Here is a 17,068-nt window from a genome sequence, read left to right as displayed (position 1 = left end):
CTATATAATCATTGTCATCGTAAGCATTAGTTGAATTGTAAACGCTGGCGAATTATTAAGACCGCTAATCGCAATACTGCTACAATAGCCCCGCTTCAAATAAGTCATTAAATATAAGGCACACCGTAATGGAAAAATTTGTTAACCATATACAGCTAGGTTACCTAGGCTTAATCCCGTTTTTAGGGTGTGTAGGTTGGCCACTCATGTTTGGCAGTAATAGCCTTAACTTGGAGTTTTTTACTTTTTACAGTATCGCCATTTTAGCATTTATGGCGGGTAACTTATGGCGCGCCGGAGAGCAAACTTATAGCAATGCTATAAAAGCTGTTGCGCCTGTAATACCTATACCATTTTTATCATTTTTACCTGTTGAGTGGGCACTCGCTTGGTTAGGTGCTAGTTTTTGGCTAGTACTTTTATTTGAAAAAGCCACGCCGCAATGGCAAACCTATCATAAAGATTATCAAAAAATGCGCTTTGTACTTACCTCTGTTGTATTTGTTTGTCACATTTTGACTATTGGTATGGGTATTTACCCTAAATAGCAGCTGTAAACTTAAATATTGCGTGGTAATAAGGTAATATCCGCGCACTGCTATTTGAGGACACACCATGATTGACCAACTACGCCAACAACTCGACGAACTTGGCGAAAACTACGTAGAAAAAAACGCTGCATTTAAAATCAAAGTGATCCCATTTTTTTGTGCTATTCGCATTAAAAAAGATCATAAAAGCGAAGGTCGTTTAAGCTTTTATTCAAGTCAATTACTCGAAATATTTTTAGTCGTCTTATTTTTGCTATTCGGTTTAACACTGTACGATACAGATGCAGGATTTACTCACGGCCCTATTCATATTGCCTTTGCCATTTTAATTACCTTTAATCTTATTATTAAACAAATCGCTATTGAAGGGTTAAAAACCAGACTTGCGTTTCATCGTTTACTAGCAAAAGACGCACAAACAAATAGCGATATAAATAATACTGCTACAAACATAAACGCTAAATAAAATATGTATTTAAATCCTCAATGGCGAATACTCACCGTAGGCGATGGCGATTTATCGTTTTCGAACGCTATTTACACTCATCTATCGCCAAAAGCTTTGGTTGCATCTACTTACGATGACCAAACTACTATTGAGCAAAAATACCAGCACAATGCACTTAGCAACTTAAAAGCGCATAACGTTGAGGTACTTAATAGTTTTGATGTTACAAACCATGCATGTTGGCAAGCTCTAAGTGAAAACCAGCACAGCTTTGATGTGGTTATTTTTCAGTTTCCGCTTATACCTGCATTTGTTGGCCGTGAAGCGTTTGAAAACAACACGCGCCAAACCAGCATGAACGTATTAAACCGCGCTTTACTGCACCAATTTATTAAATACGCTAACGAATACGCGCTTGATAAAAATGGGCCAATGCTTTGTTACATCACCTCAAAGGATGTAAAACCTTATCGAGAATGGAATATAGAGGGGAGTTTAAATAACGGTTTAACCGCAGATTATTTAGGCCAAATCCCATTTGATATTAGCCATTTTGAAGGTTATAAAATTCGTAATGTTGACCGCGACAAACACGTTAAAGACACAAGCGGCATAACTTACGTTTTCAGCCCAAAAAGTCTCGATAAACATACTAGCGAATTAAGCTCACGCCTTACAAAGCCTGCATACTTAACATCTAACCATTGCCCCCTATGCCGCGTTGGGCCTTATGTGGCAAGCGAGGACGAAGCCAAGCATCTAAACGCTAAAAAGCATCAGCAAATGCTACATCTCGAAAGCGATTGGCAACAATGGCTAAATGAGTTTTATCGCTAATTAATAGCCCTGCTATTGTTAATTCAATTATACGTTTTCGTGTTTAATTAAATCAGCCGCTTTTTCAGCAATCGCAATTACCGGCGCATTTGTGTTGCCGGTAATAATAGTAGGCATAATCGACGCATCAACTACGCGTAAGTTACTTACCCCGTGTACTCGTAAATTAGTATCTACTACTGCCATTGAGTCTTGCCCCATTTTACATGTCCCTACTGGGTGATATTCGGTATCTGCAGTTTGGCGTATAAACTCAATTAGCTGCTCATCATTATTTATATCAAGCGGGTAGAGCATTTTACCGCGTATGTTATCAAAAGCGTTGCTTTGCATAATAGCGAGTGTTTTTTTAAGACCAGCAAGCATTACAGTTAAATCATCTGGATGGCTTAAATAATTAGGGTCAATAAGCGGTGCACTACGCGGATTGTTATCAGCTAATGTAATAGTACCTCGGCTTTTGGGGCGCATAATACTGCTGTGTATACTGTAACCATGCCCAGTGTGTAATTTACGACTATGATCGTCCACCAACCCAATTACAAATTCTAGCTGCACATCGGGCGCTGGCGAGCCTTCAAATAATTTAATAAACGCGTGCGACTCTGCAAAATTACTGGTTAATCGCCCTTCTCGTTTACTAAACCAGTTAACGCATCCTTTTAAAATGCTGGCAATGCCAAGCGGGCTTATACCAAATGTGCCTTTACTTGTTTTTGATTTATAAAGTGGCACTACCGTTAAGTGATCTTGTAAATTAGCGCCAACACCTTCAAGTACGTGCTGAACCTTAATGTTATGTGCACTTAACTGCTCTTTTGGGCCAATACCCGAAAGCATTAATATTTGCGGCGAATTAATAGCGCCAGCACTGAGTATTACCTCTTTTTTAGCACGTAAATTAATAACCTCCTTATTACGCCCTATTTGCACGCCTTGCGTTATCTTATTGGTTATATTTATTTTATTAACGTGGCTATGGGTTAATACCGTTAAATTTGGGCGGTTTAAATGCGGTGTTAAATATGCTTTTGCTGCACTACAACGCTCGCCATTGTGCTGAGTTACCTGCGATAAACGTGCGCCGCTTTGCTCTTTACCATTTATATCGTCGCTTAAATTAACGCCCTGCTCAGCACAGGCATTTAAAAAATATTGGTTTACATTGCTTGGGTTACTTAGCTCTTGTATATGTAGCGGGCCTTTTATTCCGTGCAGCTCATTATTTATAAACGCTTTATTGTTCTCAGCTTTAATAAAGTACGGGAGTAAACTCTCAAAATCCCATCCCGTATTGCCATTAGCAGCCCATTGGTCGTAATCGTATTTGTTACCGCGAATATAAACCATTGCATTGGTAGAGCTTGACCCACCCAATACTTTGCCGCGCGGCACAAAACCACAGCGGTTATTAAGCTCTTTTTGTGGCACCGTATTGTAATGCCAGCTATTTATGCCATAAGGCACACTCGCTGCTATGCCAGCTGGCATTTGCACAAATGCACTTTTATCGCTGCCGCCAGCTTCAATTAAACACACACTGACATTTTTATCCTCAGACAATCGCGATGCCATAACGCAGCCGCCACTGCCTGCGCCAATCACAATGTAATCAAATGTTGTATTGTTCATAGTGTACCTTAATAAAAGTTTTAAACGGCCTTAACAGTAATAGTGCATAGAAAAACCCAATAAAACTTGATATTTTTAGACATCACTTATTTGGGGTTAACCATGAGCAGCCTAATCAGAGCCACGTCATTACAAGGTATAGACACGCTAATTAGCGAATTTGGCGGCGATCCGCATGAAATAATGCAAAGCTGTAATATTAGTAACGTTGACTTTAAAAATCTCGACAACCAATATTTACCTTATCGAGATTACGCTGAGCTTTTAGAATACTGTGCTTGTAAGTTCAATTGCTCTAGTTTTGGCCTTAAGCTCGCAAGTAGACAAAACTTTGATATTTTAGGACATATTGCAATAGCTGCCAAAAGTAGTACTAATTTAGGTGATGCACTTAATTGGGTTATTAAATACCTTCACTTACACAGCCCTGCACTTAGCTTAAATTCGCACCCTTTAGAGAATGATAAAAGCTTGTTTTTATCATTCGAAATTAATTTAAAACCATTACCGCACATAAACCAAGTCATTGAGCTAACCATTGGTTTAGCATTAGCTGTTATTAAAAAGCTGAGTAATAACCGCTGCAAACCAATTAATATATTTTTGCCAAAAAAGTTAAGTACTAATACTCGTGCCTATAACACTTACTTTGGTTGTAACGTTATAGAGCATCGCAACAGCGCTGGCATTGTAATCTCAAAAAGTGATTTAACTCTTGAGCTTGATCACCCTAAACTAAATAAAGTACAAGCAGCGCTAAACTTCTTGGCAAAAAACAAAGAACACACACAACCGTTGCCCAACCAAGTTAGTGCGCTAATTAGGCCTATGCTTCCTATTTATCAATGTAGTAACCAAACTATTTCAGCTGCGCTGGGTATGCACCCGCGTACTCTGCATCGAGAACTTATCAAACATAATACGAGTTTTGTAAAACTAAAAGATGCCACTCGCCGCGCTTTAGCTGCACACTATTTAGCGCAAAACCAATTTACAATCTCAACCATATCTGAGCTTTTAGGATATCAGGAACAAGCAACACTAAGTGTTAATGTTAAACGCTGGTTTGGATGTTCTCCTCGAGCATATAGAACTAAAAAAATGTTAAACTAAATACTCTTATTATTTTTATTTAAGCTAAGGAGTGAGCATGAACTTTGTTATTGTTGGCACCAATTTTATTAGCGACACATTGTTAGCCGCTGCAAATACGTTAAACGATTTTAATTTATATGGGGTGTGCTCGCGCGCAGTATCTAGCGGCGAAGCATTTTTAGCCAAACACCCACAAAATGCACAAGCAAAAATTTTCACCTCAATCGAGCAAGTTTGCCAAGATCAAAATGTCGATGCTGTCTACATAGCCGCCCCTAATAGCTTACACAAACAATATGCCGTTATGAGTCTAGAAGCGGGTAAACATGTCCTTGGCGAAAAACCATCAGCTGCCAATTCTAAAGAGCTTGCAAGCATTATAGCTACAGCAAAAAAGCATCAGCGCCTTTACATGGAAGCCATGATGACCACTCACTTGCCTAACTATGAACAGCTACAACAGGCAATGGTAAAAATTGGCACACCACGTAAATATATTGGCCAGTACAGTCAATACTCATCGCGTTACGATAAGTATAAAAATGGAGAACGCCCAAACACATTTTTACCCGAGTTTGCAAATGGTGCTTTAGTTGATTTAGGGATTTACCCGCTGTATTTATTAATTGCACTTTGGGGGGCACCAAAAAGCGTGAGTGCCAGTGGCGTATTGCTCGATACTGGTGTAGATGGTGCGGGCGATGTATTACTAAACTATGCAGATAAACAAGCCGTTATTAGTTACTCCAAAATATCGCAAGGCGACAACATAACCGAAATACAAGGCGAGCTTGGGCGCATACGTATAGAAGCCGTATCGCAACTTAAAAAAGTGGAATTTATTGCTAATAATGGTGATGTAGAGATTATATCCCAGCCGTTTGATGAGCACTTTATGAAATACGAAGTTGAGCATTTCATGTCATTAGTGAAGCAAAATATCCTTGAGTCACCTGTTAATACGCACATTTTAGCCAGTAACGTAATGAGCGTTCTTGATGAAGCGCGCAAACAGCTTGGAGTTGTGTACCCTAACGACTAATTAAATAAAATATGGGCGTTAACCAACGACAGCTAACGCCCAGAAGAAAGCTTAAATAGCTCTCGTACAACGACAGATTTTATAAAACACTTTAAAATAGCGATCCCCATCCATGGGCAATCAAATACTTCTACAACAAACTTAACACTGACAACCCAACTCGGTTTATTACCAATATTTATTACTCCATAACCTAAATCTACCTAACACATAAAAACATTACCAATCAAGCTGGCCAATTACATTATTTTAAACTAAATTGGTAATACAAGAATACAACCATTGGTGTATAGTGGTTTTTAACCCTAACATCGCGTTAGAATTTTGACATAATAGTGAATTTTAAGGTAACCTCTGATATTAACAGTTGGTTTTGACTTATAGGCCCCAGAGGCCATTATTCCTTAAGGTAATGAAGGTAAAGTATGGGTAATCGTCGCTTATTTTGGCGCATAGTTGATAAAATTGAGTCTTTAATAAATCAAGGCGAATTTTCTGCTGGGAGTCGTTTACCACCTGAACGTGAACTTGCAGAAATGTTTGATGTAAGCCGCCCTACCATTAGAGAAGCTATTATCGCATTAGAAGTACGTGGCCGAGTTGAAGTTAAAACTGGCTCTGGTGTTTACGTAGTAGAACAAAAAAATGCATCTATAAAATCAAAAGAGATCAGTGCATTTGAACTTACTCAAGCTCGCGCATTAATTGAAGGCGAAATTGCCGCTTTAGCTGCTCAAAGCATTACAGAAGAAGAACTAGAGCAACTAAATAAAACATTAATTGCCATGCAAAAAGGCCTTTATGTTGAGCAAGCCGACCGTGAGTTCCACGAAATTATAGCTAGAGCAACGCGCAATAAAGCACTTGAATTTGCAGTGTCTAACTTGTGGGATTTACGTTTAACAAACCCACAAATTGTTGCTGACTATGGCAGTGTGTGTAAAAACAATGACGAGTGCGTTATGGATGAACACACCGCTATTTATACAGCCCTAAAGTCGCATGATGCAAATGCAGCACGTACTGCAATGCATAAACATTTTAACCGCTTAATTAATGCTTTATTTGACGCTGTAGAATCGCGCGCACTTGAAGAAATTAAACGCAAAAATGATGAAAAACGAGGTCTTTACTCGCTTGATGGCTTAGTTAATAAAAGTGCCCACTAAGGCCTTTTAACCAACTGATTAAAGTTAGCAAACGCCTGTTTGCTAACTTTACCTCTTACTTTATTTACCTGCCCTATTTAATATACTTTTAATTACGCCATTTTTGGTCGCAAACACTTACCTATAAATTAAAAAAAAGATACTATGCCGCCATTAATATCGGGCGGGTTTAGCTTTTATACTCCCTGCATTACATAACTAATTGATAGAGTTACTCAACTCAAGGATTAAAATGCAAGCATCTTCAAAAAGTTATTTACTGGCTATCGTGTGTGTACTGCTTGCCATGATGACCATTCAAACGGGCGCGTCATTTGCAAAGCAGCTTTTTCCTATTGTTGGCCCTGAGGGTACGACGGCCCTTAGGCTTGGTTTTTCTGCCTTTATACTTTGCTTAGTGTTTAAACCTTGGAAACACTTACCCACTACGGGTAATCGTATTCCTATAATTGTGTATGGTTTAAGTTTAGGCGGCATGAACATTTTGTTTTATTACGCTATTGAACGCATTCCACTAGGCATTGGTGTAGCACTTGAATTTACAGGCCCGCTTGCTGTTGCCTTATTTTCATCTCGCCGCAAACGTGATTTATTTTGGGTTGCCTGTGCTATTGCTGGTATTTTGCTTCTGCTTCCAGATATGAGCGGCCAAGATAGCCTTGATCCATTAGGTGTAGCGCTTGCGCTTGGTGCTGGCGCGTGTTGGGCAGGTTATATATTATTTGGTAAAAAAACCGGCACACAAAGTTCTGGTGGAGCCACTGTCGCATTGGGCATGACTGTTGCCGCTATAGTGCTAGTGCCTTACGGCGGCATTATGCAAAGCACCGCGTTTACATGGGAAATTATCCCACTGGGGATTGGTATCGCTATTTTATCAAGTGCACTGCCTTACACACTTGAAATGGTTGCACTGCGTAACATGCCTTCACAAGGGTTTAGCGTAATGATGAGTTTAGAGCCTGCAATAGCCTCGCTCGCAGGGTTTATTATACTGGGTGAGTTACTTACTTTATGGCAGTGGCTCGCTATTTTACTTGTAATTATTGCATCTGTTGGTAGCTCGTTTTCAAACGCAAAAAAACAGGCTACTTAGTTAACTACCAAACGAACCTAAACAAGCTAAATAAAGTCACCACGCACATGGTGACTTTATTGTGTTGTATCCGGTAATTTTTTAACTCACAGCCTTACTTTGCTTTTTAGTTGTAAGCAAATAGCCAATCAACGAAATAAGCGGCATGCCGGCAGCCACCAGTGCAATAGCTGTCCACCCACCCGCTTCATATAGTGGGCTGGCAATAAGCGAGCCTACTGCGCCACCTACAAATATACTAGTCATGTAAATAGCGTTTAAACGCGCACGGCTTTGTGGTTCTAGTGCGTACACTGCACGTTGACCCAATACCATATTGGCCTGCACAGAAAAATCAATAAACACACCGGTTAATGCCAATACTATAATGCCGTAAGGTAACTCAAATAAGCTAGGTAAAAAGCACAATGCTGCAATGAGTTTGGCCAGTAACGATAGCTGGTGTGTATAACCTTTATCAGCCAAACGCCCAACAATGGGAGCTGCTACAGCACCTGCGGCGCCCACTAGTGCAAACAATGCTATTTCCGATTGGGATAAACCATACTCACGGGCAAGCACAACCGGTACGCTTGTCCAAAATAAGCTGAACGATGCAAACATTAACGCTTGAAAAAGTGAACGTTGGCGCAGCACTGGCTGGCTTATCATTAATTGTTTAAGCGATTTTAATAACTTAAAATACGTTGTTTTATGGGTTGGTTGCCTACTTGGAATAGCAAAATAAATTACGCCAGCAATAAACACCATACACCCTGCTGCAAAGTAAAATACAGCGCGCCAACCAAAGTGATCGGCTATTAAGCTCGATATAGGTCTTGCTAGCAAAATACCTAACAACAAACCCGCCATAATATTACCAAGAACTTGTCCGCGTTTTTCGTCAGACGATAAATGCGCAGCAAGCGGAATAAGCACCTGAACAGAAACCGAACTTATACCTATCATTAAACATAAAATAAGCATTACATTAGGTGAATCAGCAAGTGCCGTACCCACTAAACTCAAAAACGACACACCAAGAGTGCCCAACATAAGCTTTTTATTTTCAACTAAATCAGCTAATGGTACTAAAAAAAACAACCCCAAAGCGTAACCTATTTGTGTAAGCGATACGATAAGACTAGCACTGCGTGAACTTAATCCAACTTTTGGGGCAAGTAACTCAATAATAGGTTGAGCGTAATAAATATTGGCAACAATAAGACCGCAACACAAAGCAATAATAGTAACGAGTGTATTGCTAAGAGGTTGCGCTGAAACGCCTGTTTGGGTCATGTGTGTCTCTACTTTATAAAAATAATAAAACCCAACCAGCAAACGCGGGTTGGGTTTTTACAAAAAACTTCGTTTTACTTAATTGGTGATGGCTGCCCATGTGGGCTTGAGCGTAAATACTGTTTAGGTGCAGTTACTGTAGCGCCAAGCTCTGCAGCTGCATGCCACGGCCAATGCGGGTTATATAAAATGCCACGCGCCAGCGCTACACCATCGGCTTGCTGCTCACTAATAATATCTTCGGCTTGTTGCGCCTCAGTAATTAAGCCCACCGCTATAACAGGCATTTTAACCGCTTCTTTTATGGCTGTTGCAAACGGTACCTGGAAATTAGGTTTAACTGGTATTTGTTGCTCTGGGCTTAGGCCCGCCGTACTTACATGAATAAAATCACAACCTAGTTCATCAAGCGCTTTACTAAGCACTATCGATTGCTCTAAATCCCAGCCACCTTCAACCCAATCGGTTGCCGAAATACGCACACCCACTGCTTTATTACTGGGGAATACCGCTCTTACCGCTTTAAACACATCAAGTAATAAGCGCATTCTGTTTTCTAGGCTGCCACCGTAGTTGTCATCGCGCTTGTTTGAAAGTGGCGACAAAAATTGATGTAACAGGTAACCGTGCGCACCATGTAGCTCTATTAAATCAAGGCCGAGTTCATCAGCGCGTTTAGCTGCACTTACAAAATCTTTAATTAGTGAATCTATGTCGTCTTGGCTCATTGCTTTTGGCACTGGGCTGTTAGCGTCGTACGCAATTGCCGAAGGTGCGAGCGTTTGCCAGCCATTTACATCATCAGGTGCAATGGCATCACCACCGTCCCATGGTTTTTCAGTCGATGCTTTGCGCCCAGCATGCGCTAACTGAATACCAATAGGCATAGGGCTGTATTGCCTTACTGCTTTTAGACTTTTGCCTAGTGCTTGTTGGGTTTCGTTATTCCAAAGCCCTAAATCGCCGTAACTAATACGCCCTTCTGGGTTTACTGCTGTTGCTTCTAAAATAAGTAACCCTGCACCACTTAAACTCAATTGGCCTAAATGAATAGTATGCCAATCGCTAGCAGCGCCATTATTGGCTGAATACTGGCACATTGGTGCAATAATAATACGGTTATCTAACGTTACTTGCCCAAGTGATAAAGGCGAAAATAGTTGGCTCATTGTTAATCCTTAAAAACACGCACAAAAAAATGCGGACAAAACAAAAAAAGAATACGAAGCGGCAATCAAACACGCTCACTCAATAACTTAAACAGTTACTTATAATTCCGACTTAACACTCTTAATGGGGATAAAAACATACTTTAATAGTGCTGATAAAAGCATAACTAATGACATTATAAACTATCAATTTTAATGTAATAATTTGTTTAACGAGCACATCATAAAGCCATTTTTAAAAAATGAATGACTATTTACCTTTAAACAAGAGTGTGATTTTTAACCTAGCTGTACCTAATAGTACTAAGCTATTGCTTATATTGCCTATTAACTAAATAAACCCCCTACAAATAAACCATATTTATTCTATATAAGTGAATTAAAATTCAATTTAAATATTCCAAGCTACTTCACTCCCTGATAAACTGCTTAACTTAATTTACTAATGTAAAACATTTGAACTGGGGATCACTTTTTATGTTTAAACCAAGCTTGTTAACCTTGGCTATTTCGAGCGCTGTTTCCAGCGTATTTTTATTGCCTAATGCCGCACTTGCTCAAGAAGAAGTTGCAGCTAAAAACAAATCACTCGAAGTAATCGAAGTTACAGCAACAAGGCGCAGCGGCTCTGTGCAAAATGCACCGCTAAATATTACAGCCCTTGATGCAGATATTATGAAAGATCAAAATATCAATGAGCTTGCCGATGTAGCGCGCTGGGTGCCTGGTTTAACAATTACCGATCAAGGTGGTCGCTCAGGCTCGCCTATTATTGTTCGTGGTTTAAATACAAACTCGTCTGGTCCATCATCAGATGGCGGCACGGTATCTACTTACATTAACGAAATTCCGGTTTCGGTAGATATGCGCCTAGTAGATATTGAGCGTGTTGAAGTATTAATTGGGCCACAAGGCACCTTATATGGTGCAGGCACATTAGGCGGTGCAATTCGTTACATGCTTAAACAACCTGAGCTTGATTTTACATCGCTTGAAGTTTACGGCGACCTATTTCAAACAAAAGAAAGTGACTCTTTAGGTGGCGAAGGCGGTTTTATATTTAACCTGCCACTTATTGAAGACAAACTTGCAGTACGCGCCAGCTTAAACGTATATGAAGACCCTGGTTTTATCGATTACGGTTACGTAGTGCGCGAGCCTGGCGTATCGTTACCAGATCCTGATTGGAGCGACAGCTCAGCAGTTAACAACAATCTTAAAAATGTAAAAGACGCCAACGGCGAAACCACCACAACAGGTCGTATTTCTGTTCGCTTTAAACCAAACGAATCGTTTGAAGGTACGCTTAACTACTTTTACCAAAACCAAGATAGCGAAGGCCGCTCGATTGTTCATTACAACAGCCTTAATGCAAACAACGGTTTAAGCGATGTAATAGGTAAATACGAATCAGCTTATCGCTTTGAAGAACCGCGCGAGAAAAAAGACCAATTACTAAGCCTTGAACTAAAAGCCGACCTAGGTTTTGCAGAGCTAGTATCGGCAACCGGTATTTCGAGCTTTGATGCCGACGGTCAACGCGATCAAACAGACTTACTTATTCGTCTTGATTACGGCTATGAAGAATTCCCTTCGTTTTCAACGTTTACCCGTGAAATAGACGAAGAAGATACCTTCACTCAAGAAATTCGCTTAGTGTCACAGAGCGACAGCGACTTTAACTGGATTGTGGGTGGCTTTTACAACAAAACAGAAACCGAAGCGTCAAGCAGAGAGTTTACGCCTGGGTTTGACCAATTCGCTGTTGATAACTTTGGTGGCGAGCAGCTAAGACCTGACTCATTAGAATACTTAGAGCTTACAAAAAGTACCGTCACTGAGTCTGCACTATTTGGTGAAGTTGGCTACCAAGTTACCGACAAATTAGATGTAACCATTGGTGCCCGTTTTTACAAGTACGATATAGAGTCGCAAGCGGCTTTTGACTTCCCACTAGCAAATACATTGTATGGTGGAGTAGATCCTGACGAAATCACCGTTGCATATGAAAAAGACGAAGCAGCCGATAACGGTAACTTATTTAAATTTAATGCTAAATACCAGTTTACTGACTCTGTAATGGGTTATGTAACCGTAAGTGAAGGTTTCAGAATTGGCGGCTCAAACGGTTTAGTGTCTTGCCCTGATCCAATTGTTGAGGATCAACAAACAGGTTGTGGTAAACCTGACGAATTATTATATGAAGCCGACACCACAACAAACTACGAGCTAGGCTTTAAAAGTACATGGTTTAGAAGCCAGCTACACTTTAACGCCGCGTTATTTAACGTAGATTGGGATGATGCACAAATTACAGGCGCTACAGATATAGGTCAATTAACGTACCTTTCAAACGCAGGCAGCGCGAATGCAAAAGGGATTGAAATTTCGACCCGTGCCATTTTATCTGACTCGTTTTCAGTTTACGCAACTTATGCCTACACAAAAGCAGAGCTAACATCAGACGCACCATTTTTGTTTAATGCAGATGGTACCGATGGCGCAGAAGACGGCGACCGTTTACCAGGCTCACCTGAAAATCAATTTTCGATGGGTGTAAACTATCAAACAGACGTGTTTAACGACAAAACGCTTGATATTAACTACGGTTTAACTGCGCAAAGCGACGTGCTTTCAAGAGTAGGGCTTCGTGATAACGGTGAAACACTACCAGGTTACAGCTTAAGTAATATATCAGCTAAATTAACAGCTGATGCATGGTCAACTACCCTATATGTTGATAACCTATTCAACAAATACGCGGTTACATCCGTTCGTCGTTCAGATGCCGATATAACATCAGCAAATGGTGCCGACATACAACGTAACTACGGCCATTACATTAATCGCCCGCTTACGGTAGGTGTTAAATTTAACTACAAATTTGAAATATAATTTATAGTAATTTTTAAACAATGTTTTAAGGCTCAAATTTATTTGAGCCTTTTTATTTTCTTTCACAAAATAATTACCAAAAACCATGCAGCCAAATTTAAAGCAACTTCATCAAAGCGCAATACACTCCCTAAACCAAGGTAAAATAGAGCAAGCACACAAAGCCCTAGTGGAGTTAGTTACACTCAAACCAGACTTTGCTGATGGGTATTTTTTGCTGGCAATGGTTAATTTAACTGTTGGGCAAATACACAAAGCAATAAAGCTCATCGAAAAAGCCCTCACCCTTGGCCAAAGTATTGAATACACCGCGCAACTTGCTAAATGTTACGCACTTACTGGCGAATTACAAAAATCAAAAAACACCGCACTATCGGTGCCATTAAAGCAAATAACTAAAGCCCTTGATGCCGACACACTTGGCGTTGCACTTACTCAAGCAGGTATTCACGAGCAAGCACTTAACTACTTTGAGCGCGCTATTAAACTGGCTAATACAGCCAACAAAGCTCAACCTCAGTTTTATTATAACTACGGTGTAAGTGCTAAGTTTTTAGGGCTATTTGATAAAGCCCAACACGCTTTTGAAAATGCCATAGCGCTTAACCCGCTGCACCACCAAAGTCATTTTGCATTAAGTGATTTAACTAAAGTAAGTACACAAAACAATCATATTGAGCGCTTAAAAAATGTATTTGAGCAAGTAACACACCCCGATGCAAAACTGCATATTGGCCATGCACTCGCAAAAGAGTATCAAGATATTGGTGAATATTCAGAGGCTTTTAACACGTTAGAGCAAGGTAAAGTAGTAAAACGTGCTGTGCAGCCGTTTGATCATAAAAGCTCAACTGAGTTATTTGAACACATTAAACACTTAAGTGAGCAGCACACACAAGCGCTGACACAAGGTAACCCAACGGCCGAACCTATTTTTGTATTAGGCATGCCCCGCTCTGGCACCACATTGGTTGAGCGTATTTTATCGAGCCACAGCGACGTGCAATCAGCCGGTGAATTACAAGACTTTGGCCTAAGTGTTAAAAAGCTGAGCCAAACACAAACACCCCATGTGCTCGACACTCAAACGCTCAGTAAAGCCTACGAGCTTGATTTTAATCAGCTTGGGTCAACCTATTTAAACGCAACACGCGTAATAACAGGCAGCCATAAACACTTTATTGATAAGCTCCCGTTTAACTTTTTTTATATCGATTTAATAACCAAAGCACTGCCAAACGCCAAAATAATTTGTATGCTGCGCGATCCAATGGACACCTGTATTGGCAACTATCGCCAATTATTTACCATTAATAACCCCTACTACGCGTACTCGCTCGATTTACTCGACACAGCAAAATTTTACAGCTGTTTTTACAAACTAATGCAGCACTTTAGTACCCTGCACAGCAATATAAAATTAGTAAAATACGAAGAATTAGTCGCACAGCCCGAGCAACAAATTAAAGAGTTAGTCAGCTTTTGTAACCTAGAGTGGCAGGAGCAATGTATAGATTTTCACTTAAACACCGCACCAGTTTCTACTGCAAGTAAAATGCAAGTACGCCAACCACTTAACAATAAAGCAATCGGCCGTTGGAAAGCATTTAAGCCACATACTAATAAAGCAGTGGAGTACCTTTTAAAGCAAGGTATTAGTATTGAATAAACGCTTTATTTTACCGGTAAGAGACGCCAAATAAGAGGCTTTGTGTAAGTGTAGATCGGTTAAGCGAAGCGCCATCCGACACAGTAAAATACCTTGCCAATTATTATCTATATTTTATGTTGTGGAGTGGCGGAGAATGCCAACAGCAGATATTACCTTTCAAAGCCTTTGAGTGGGACTGCTAAGCCATGTGAATTCACACACCATTGCAGTCATTGAGGTTTAAGTTAAAGAGCCAATAAAACTAACACTTCACTTTGTCATCCATTGCTCTACTATGTATAACCAAAATCAGGATGAAATAAGGCCATACATTTCTGTTATTATGAAAAATCTATTATCCATTCGTTCTTATAGCACAAAACCAACCCGTCACTCACATCACTTTAATCAATTGGTTTTACCTTTACGTGGTGTCATAAATATATGCGTTGGTGATTTCAATGGTAAAGTTGCGCCAAGTGGATGTGTTGTAGTTAAAGCCAATGAAGAGCACTTGTTCACTGCAGATACTGAAGCTAGATTTGTAGTTGTGGACATGAAAAACCTACCCCTAAATATTTCATCTTCTCACTGTATTGTTTTTGCAATTAACTCATCCCTTAAAAGTTACTTAACCTTTATCGAAAACCAATTAGAAAATAAAGTTAATGCTCAATTAGAACAGGCGATGTTTGAAATGTTCAGTTTACTGCTTGCAGAGCAACCTTTATTGCCAAAAGTAGATAACCGTATTGGTACAGCAATATCCTTCATAGAGCAAAATATTGCAGAGCAACTTCACATTAAACGCCTGGCTGAATCTGCTTTTCTAAGCGAAACGCAGTTTAAGAAACTATTTAAGCAACAAACAAATATGACTGTGATGAAATACGTAACCAAACTTCGTATGGAAAAAGCGCAAGCTTTACTAACACACACAGATTATCCACTATCAATCATTGGTGAAAAAGTAGGCTGCAAAGAGCCGTCAGCCTTTAGCCGAAAGTTTTCACAATACTTTGGCCTACCACCTAATAAATTCAAAAAGTAAACTTAGTCTTTATTGTCAACGATAGCGTCTTAATTGTTAAAAACTCCTTTCATCATTAGCATACAATTTCTGGATTGAAATAATAAAAAACAGGTTTCACTATGCAAAGTCATCACGGAAGTTTTAAAGGTGTAATTGCTATCATTATTGCTAGTTTTTTGTGGGGAACAACAGGCACCGCAGCAAGCTATTCCCCTGATGTGAGTTCGTTTGCAATTGGTGCATTCTCTATGGGAACAGGGGGAGTGCTACTTGTTATTACAGCACGAAAAACGTTGTTTATAGATTATAAGCTCATGATTTCACAGCCTAAGGTATTACTTTTAGGTGCCGCTTCTGTCGCTATTTATCCATTAGCATTTTATACTTCAATGCGTTTATCAGGTGTTGCAATTGGCACTGTAGTTTCAATTGCTACGGCACCTTTTTTTGCTGCAATCCTTGAAAGCCTAATTAGTAAAAAAAATATATCACTGGAATGGGTACTGAGTTTTGTTATTGGAGCTATAGGTATTACTTTATTAACGTTAGGTAGAGATCAGAGTAATGATCCTTCATACAGTATTAATCAACAGAGCCTGGGTATTCTTTTGGGGTGTATTGCAGGATTAACCTATGCAGGTTATTCATGGGCAGCAAGGAGTTTAATTGAAAGTGGAGTTCATTCGAAATCGTCAATGTCAGGACTGTTCGGTTGTGCTGCTTTATTGTTACTCCCTTCATTATGGTTTACAGGTGATAACTTATTTTCAAGCGCAACCAATGCATTGGTATCTTTGTATATGGCAGTAATTCCAATGTTTTTAGGATACTTACTATTTGGTTTTGGCTTGAATTATATAAATGCAAGTAAAGCGACATTAATTACCTTAATAGAACCATTAGTTGCAACTGTTTTAGCCGTTTTCGTTATTGGTGAAAGGTTTAAGATAATTGGTTGGATAGGTGTGGCTTTGGTATCACTATGCCTATTAATGCAAACCATCAAACCTCAAAAGCAATTAAGAGTACCTATTAAATCTATGTAGCTGTACTAGCTCAGACTTGATCTGACAGTTACCCGTTTTTTAATCGGTGACTGTCAGTCTAGATTTGAGCTAAATTTTTCTCAGCCCAGATCAATTTTCCATCTAATAAAGTTTCTAATGGCGTTC

14 protein-coding genes are annotated in these 17,068 nt (G+C 39.7%); 11 read left to right on the top strand and 3 right to left on the bottom strand.

Annotated elements, in window-relative coordinates; translation table 11 throughout:
• Positions 1 to 128: 128 nt before the first annotated feature.
• From H5087_RS02720 to H5087_RS02710, 3 genes are all read left to right on the top strand, one after another.
• The gene (locus H5087_RS02720) at positions 129 to 548 is read left to right on the top strand and encodes a DUF3429 domain-containing protein (protein ID WP_182671073.1); all 420 of its coding nucleotides are present in this window, start codon (positions 129 to 131) and stop codon (positions 546 to 548) included.
• Positions 549 to 615: 67 nt separating this feature from the next.
• Positions 616 to 1,017, top strand: a complete 402-nt coding sequence (locus H5087_RS02715; protein ID WP_182671072.1) for a hypothetical protein — start codon at positions 616 to 618, stop codon at positions 1,015 to 1,017.
• Positions 1,018 to 1,020: 3 nt separating this feature from the next.
• A complete protein-coding gene (locus tag H5087_RS02710) occupies positions 1,021 to 1,836 on the top strand; it encodes a class I SAM-dependent methyltransferase (protein WP_182671071.1) in 816 nt (271 codons plus the stop codon).
• A gap of 27 nt (positions 1,837 to 1,863) precedes the next feature.
• Here H5087_RS02710 and H5087_RS02705 read toward each other — a convergent pair whose 3' ends face one another.
• Positions 1,864 to 3,468, bottom strand: a complete 1,605-nt coding sequence (locus tag H5087_RS02705; RefSeq protein WP_182671070.1) for a GMC family oxidoreductase — start codon at positions 3,466 to 3,468, stop codon at positions 1,864 to 1,866.
• A gap of 102 nt (positions 3,469 to 3,570) precedes the next feature.
• Here H5087_RS02705 and H5087_RS02700 point away from each other — a divergent pair, with 102 nt between their 5' ends.
• The 4 genes from H5087_RS02700 (at position 3,571) to H5087_RS02685 (ending at position 7,870) form a co-directional block, all read left to right on the top strand.
• Positions 3,571 to 4,581, top strand: coding sequence for an AraC family transcriptional regulator (locus H5087_RS02700; RefSeq protein ID WP_182671069.1), 1,011 nt, complete (start codon positions 3,571 to 3,573; stop codon positions 4,579 to 4,581).
• Between the two features lie 37 nt (positions 4,582 to 4,618).
• The gene (locus tag H5087_RS02695) at positions 4,619 to 5,605 is read left to right on the top strand and encodes a Gfo/Idh/MocA family protein (RefSeq protein WP_182671068.1); all 987 of its coding nucleotides are present in this window, start codon (positions 4,619 to 4,621) and stop codon (positions 5,603 to 5,605) included.
• Positions 5,606 to 6,030: 425 nt separating this feature from the next.
• Complete coding sequence (locus H5087_RS02690) at positions 6,031 to 6,774, top strand: FadR/GntR family transcriptional regulator (RefSeq protein ID WP_182671067.1); 744 nt, start codon at positions 6,031 to 6,033, stop codon at positions 6,772 to 6,774.
• 232 nt (positions 6,775 to 7,006) lie between these two features.
• Positions 7,007 to 7,870 carry a DMT family transporter gene (locus H5087_RS02685; protein WP_149603566.1) on the top strand — a complete coding sequence of 288 codons (864 nt, stop codon included), beginning with the start codon at positions 7,007 to 7,009 and terminating at the stop codon, positions 7,868 to 7,870.
• Between the two features lie 81 nt (positions 7,871 to 7,951).
• On the opposite strand, the gene H5087_RS02680 is transcribed toward H5087_RS02685, so the two are convergent.
• Complete coding sequence (locus H5087_RS02680) at positions 7,952 to 9,148, bottom strand: MFS transporter (RefSeq protein WP_182671066.1); 1,197 nt, start codon at positions 9,146 to 9,148, stop codon at positions 7,952 to 7,954.
• Positions 9,149 to 9,222: 74 nt separating this feature from the next.
• A complete protein-coding gene (locus H5087_RS02675; RefSeq protein ID WP_182671065.1) occupies positions 9,223 to 10,317 on the bottom strand; it encodes an NADH:flavin oxidoreductase/NADH oxidase in 1,095 nt (364 codons plus the stop codon).
• A 477-nt stretch (positions 10,318 to 10,794) separates the two neighbouring features.
• On the opposite strand from H5087_RS02675, the gene H5087_RS02670 reads away from it, so the two are divergent.
• The 4 genes from H5087_RS02670 to H5087_RS02655 all read left to right on the top strand — a co-directional run bounded on the left by H5087_RS02670 (position 10,795) and on the right by H5087_RS02655 (position 16,942).
• Positions 10,795 to 13,212 carry a TonB-dependent receptor gene (locus H5087_RS02670; protein ID WP_182671064.1) on the top strand — a complete coding sequence of 806 codons (2,418 nt, stop codon included), beginning with the start codon at positions 10,795 to 10,797 and terminating at the stop codon, positions 13,210 to 13,212.
• 85 nt (positions 13,213 to 13,297) lie between these two features.
• Positions 13,298 to 14,881, top strand: a complete 1,584-nt coding sequence (locus H5087_RS02665; protein ID WP_182671063.1) for a sulfotransferase — start codon at positions 13,298 to 13,300, stop codon at positions 14,879 to 14,881.
• Positions 14,882 to 15,206: 325 nt separating this feature from the next.
• Positions 15,207 to 15,914, top strand: coding sequence for an AraC family transcriptional regulator (locus H5087_RS02660; protein WP_182671234.1), 708 nt, complete (start codon positions 15,207 to 15,209; stop codon positions 15,912 to 15,914).
• 101 nt (positions 15,915 to 16,015) lie between these two features.
• The gene (locus H5087_RS02655; protein ID WP_182671062.1) at positions 16,016 to 16,942 is read left to right on the top strand and encodes a DMT family transporter; all 927 of its coding nucleotides are present in this window, start codon (positions 16,016 to 16,018) and stop codon (positions 16,940 to 16,942) included.
• Positions 16,943 to 17,068: the final 126 nt, after the last annotated feature.

Source organism: Pseudoalteromonas sp. SR43-7, from assembly GCF_014163785.1.
In the GTDB taxonomy this organism is placed as follows: Bacteria; Pseudomonadota; Gammaproteobacteria; order Enterobacterales; family Alteromonadaceae; genus Pseudoalteromonas; species Pseudoalteromonas distincta.
The sequence above is the reverse complement of the archived record's forward strand: the minus strand, read 5'-3'. Positions and strand labels throughout refer to the sequence as shown.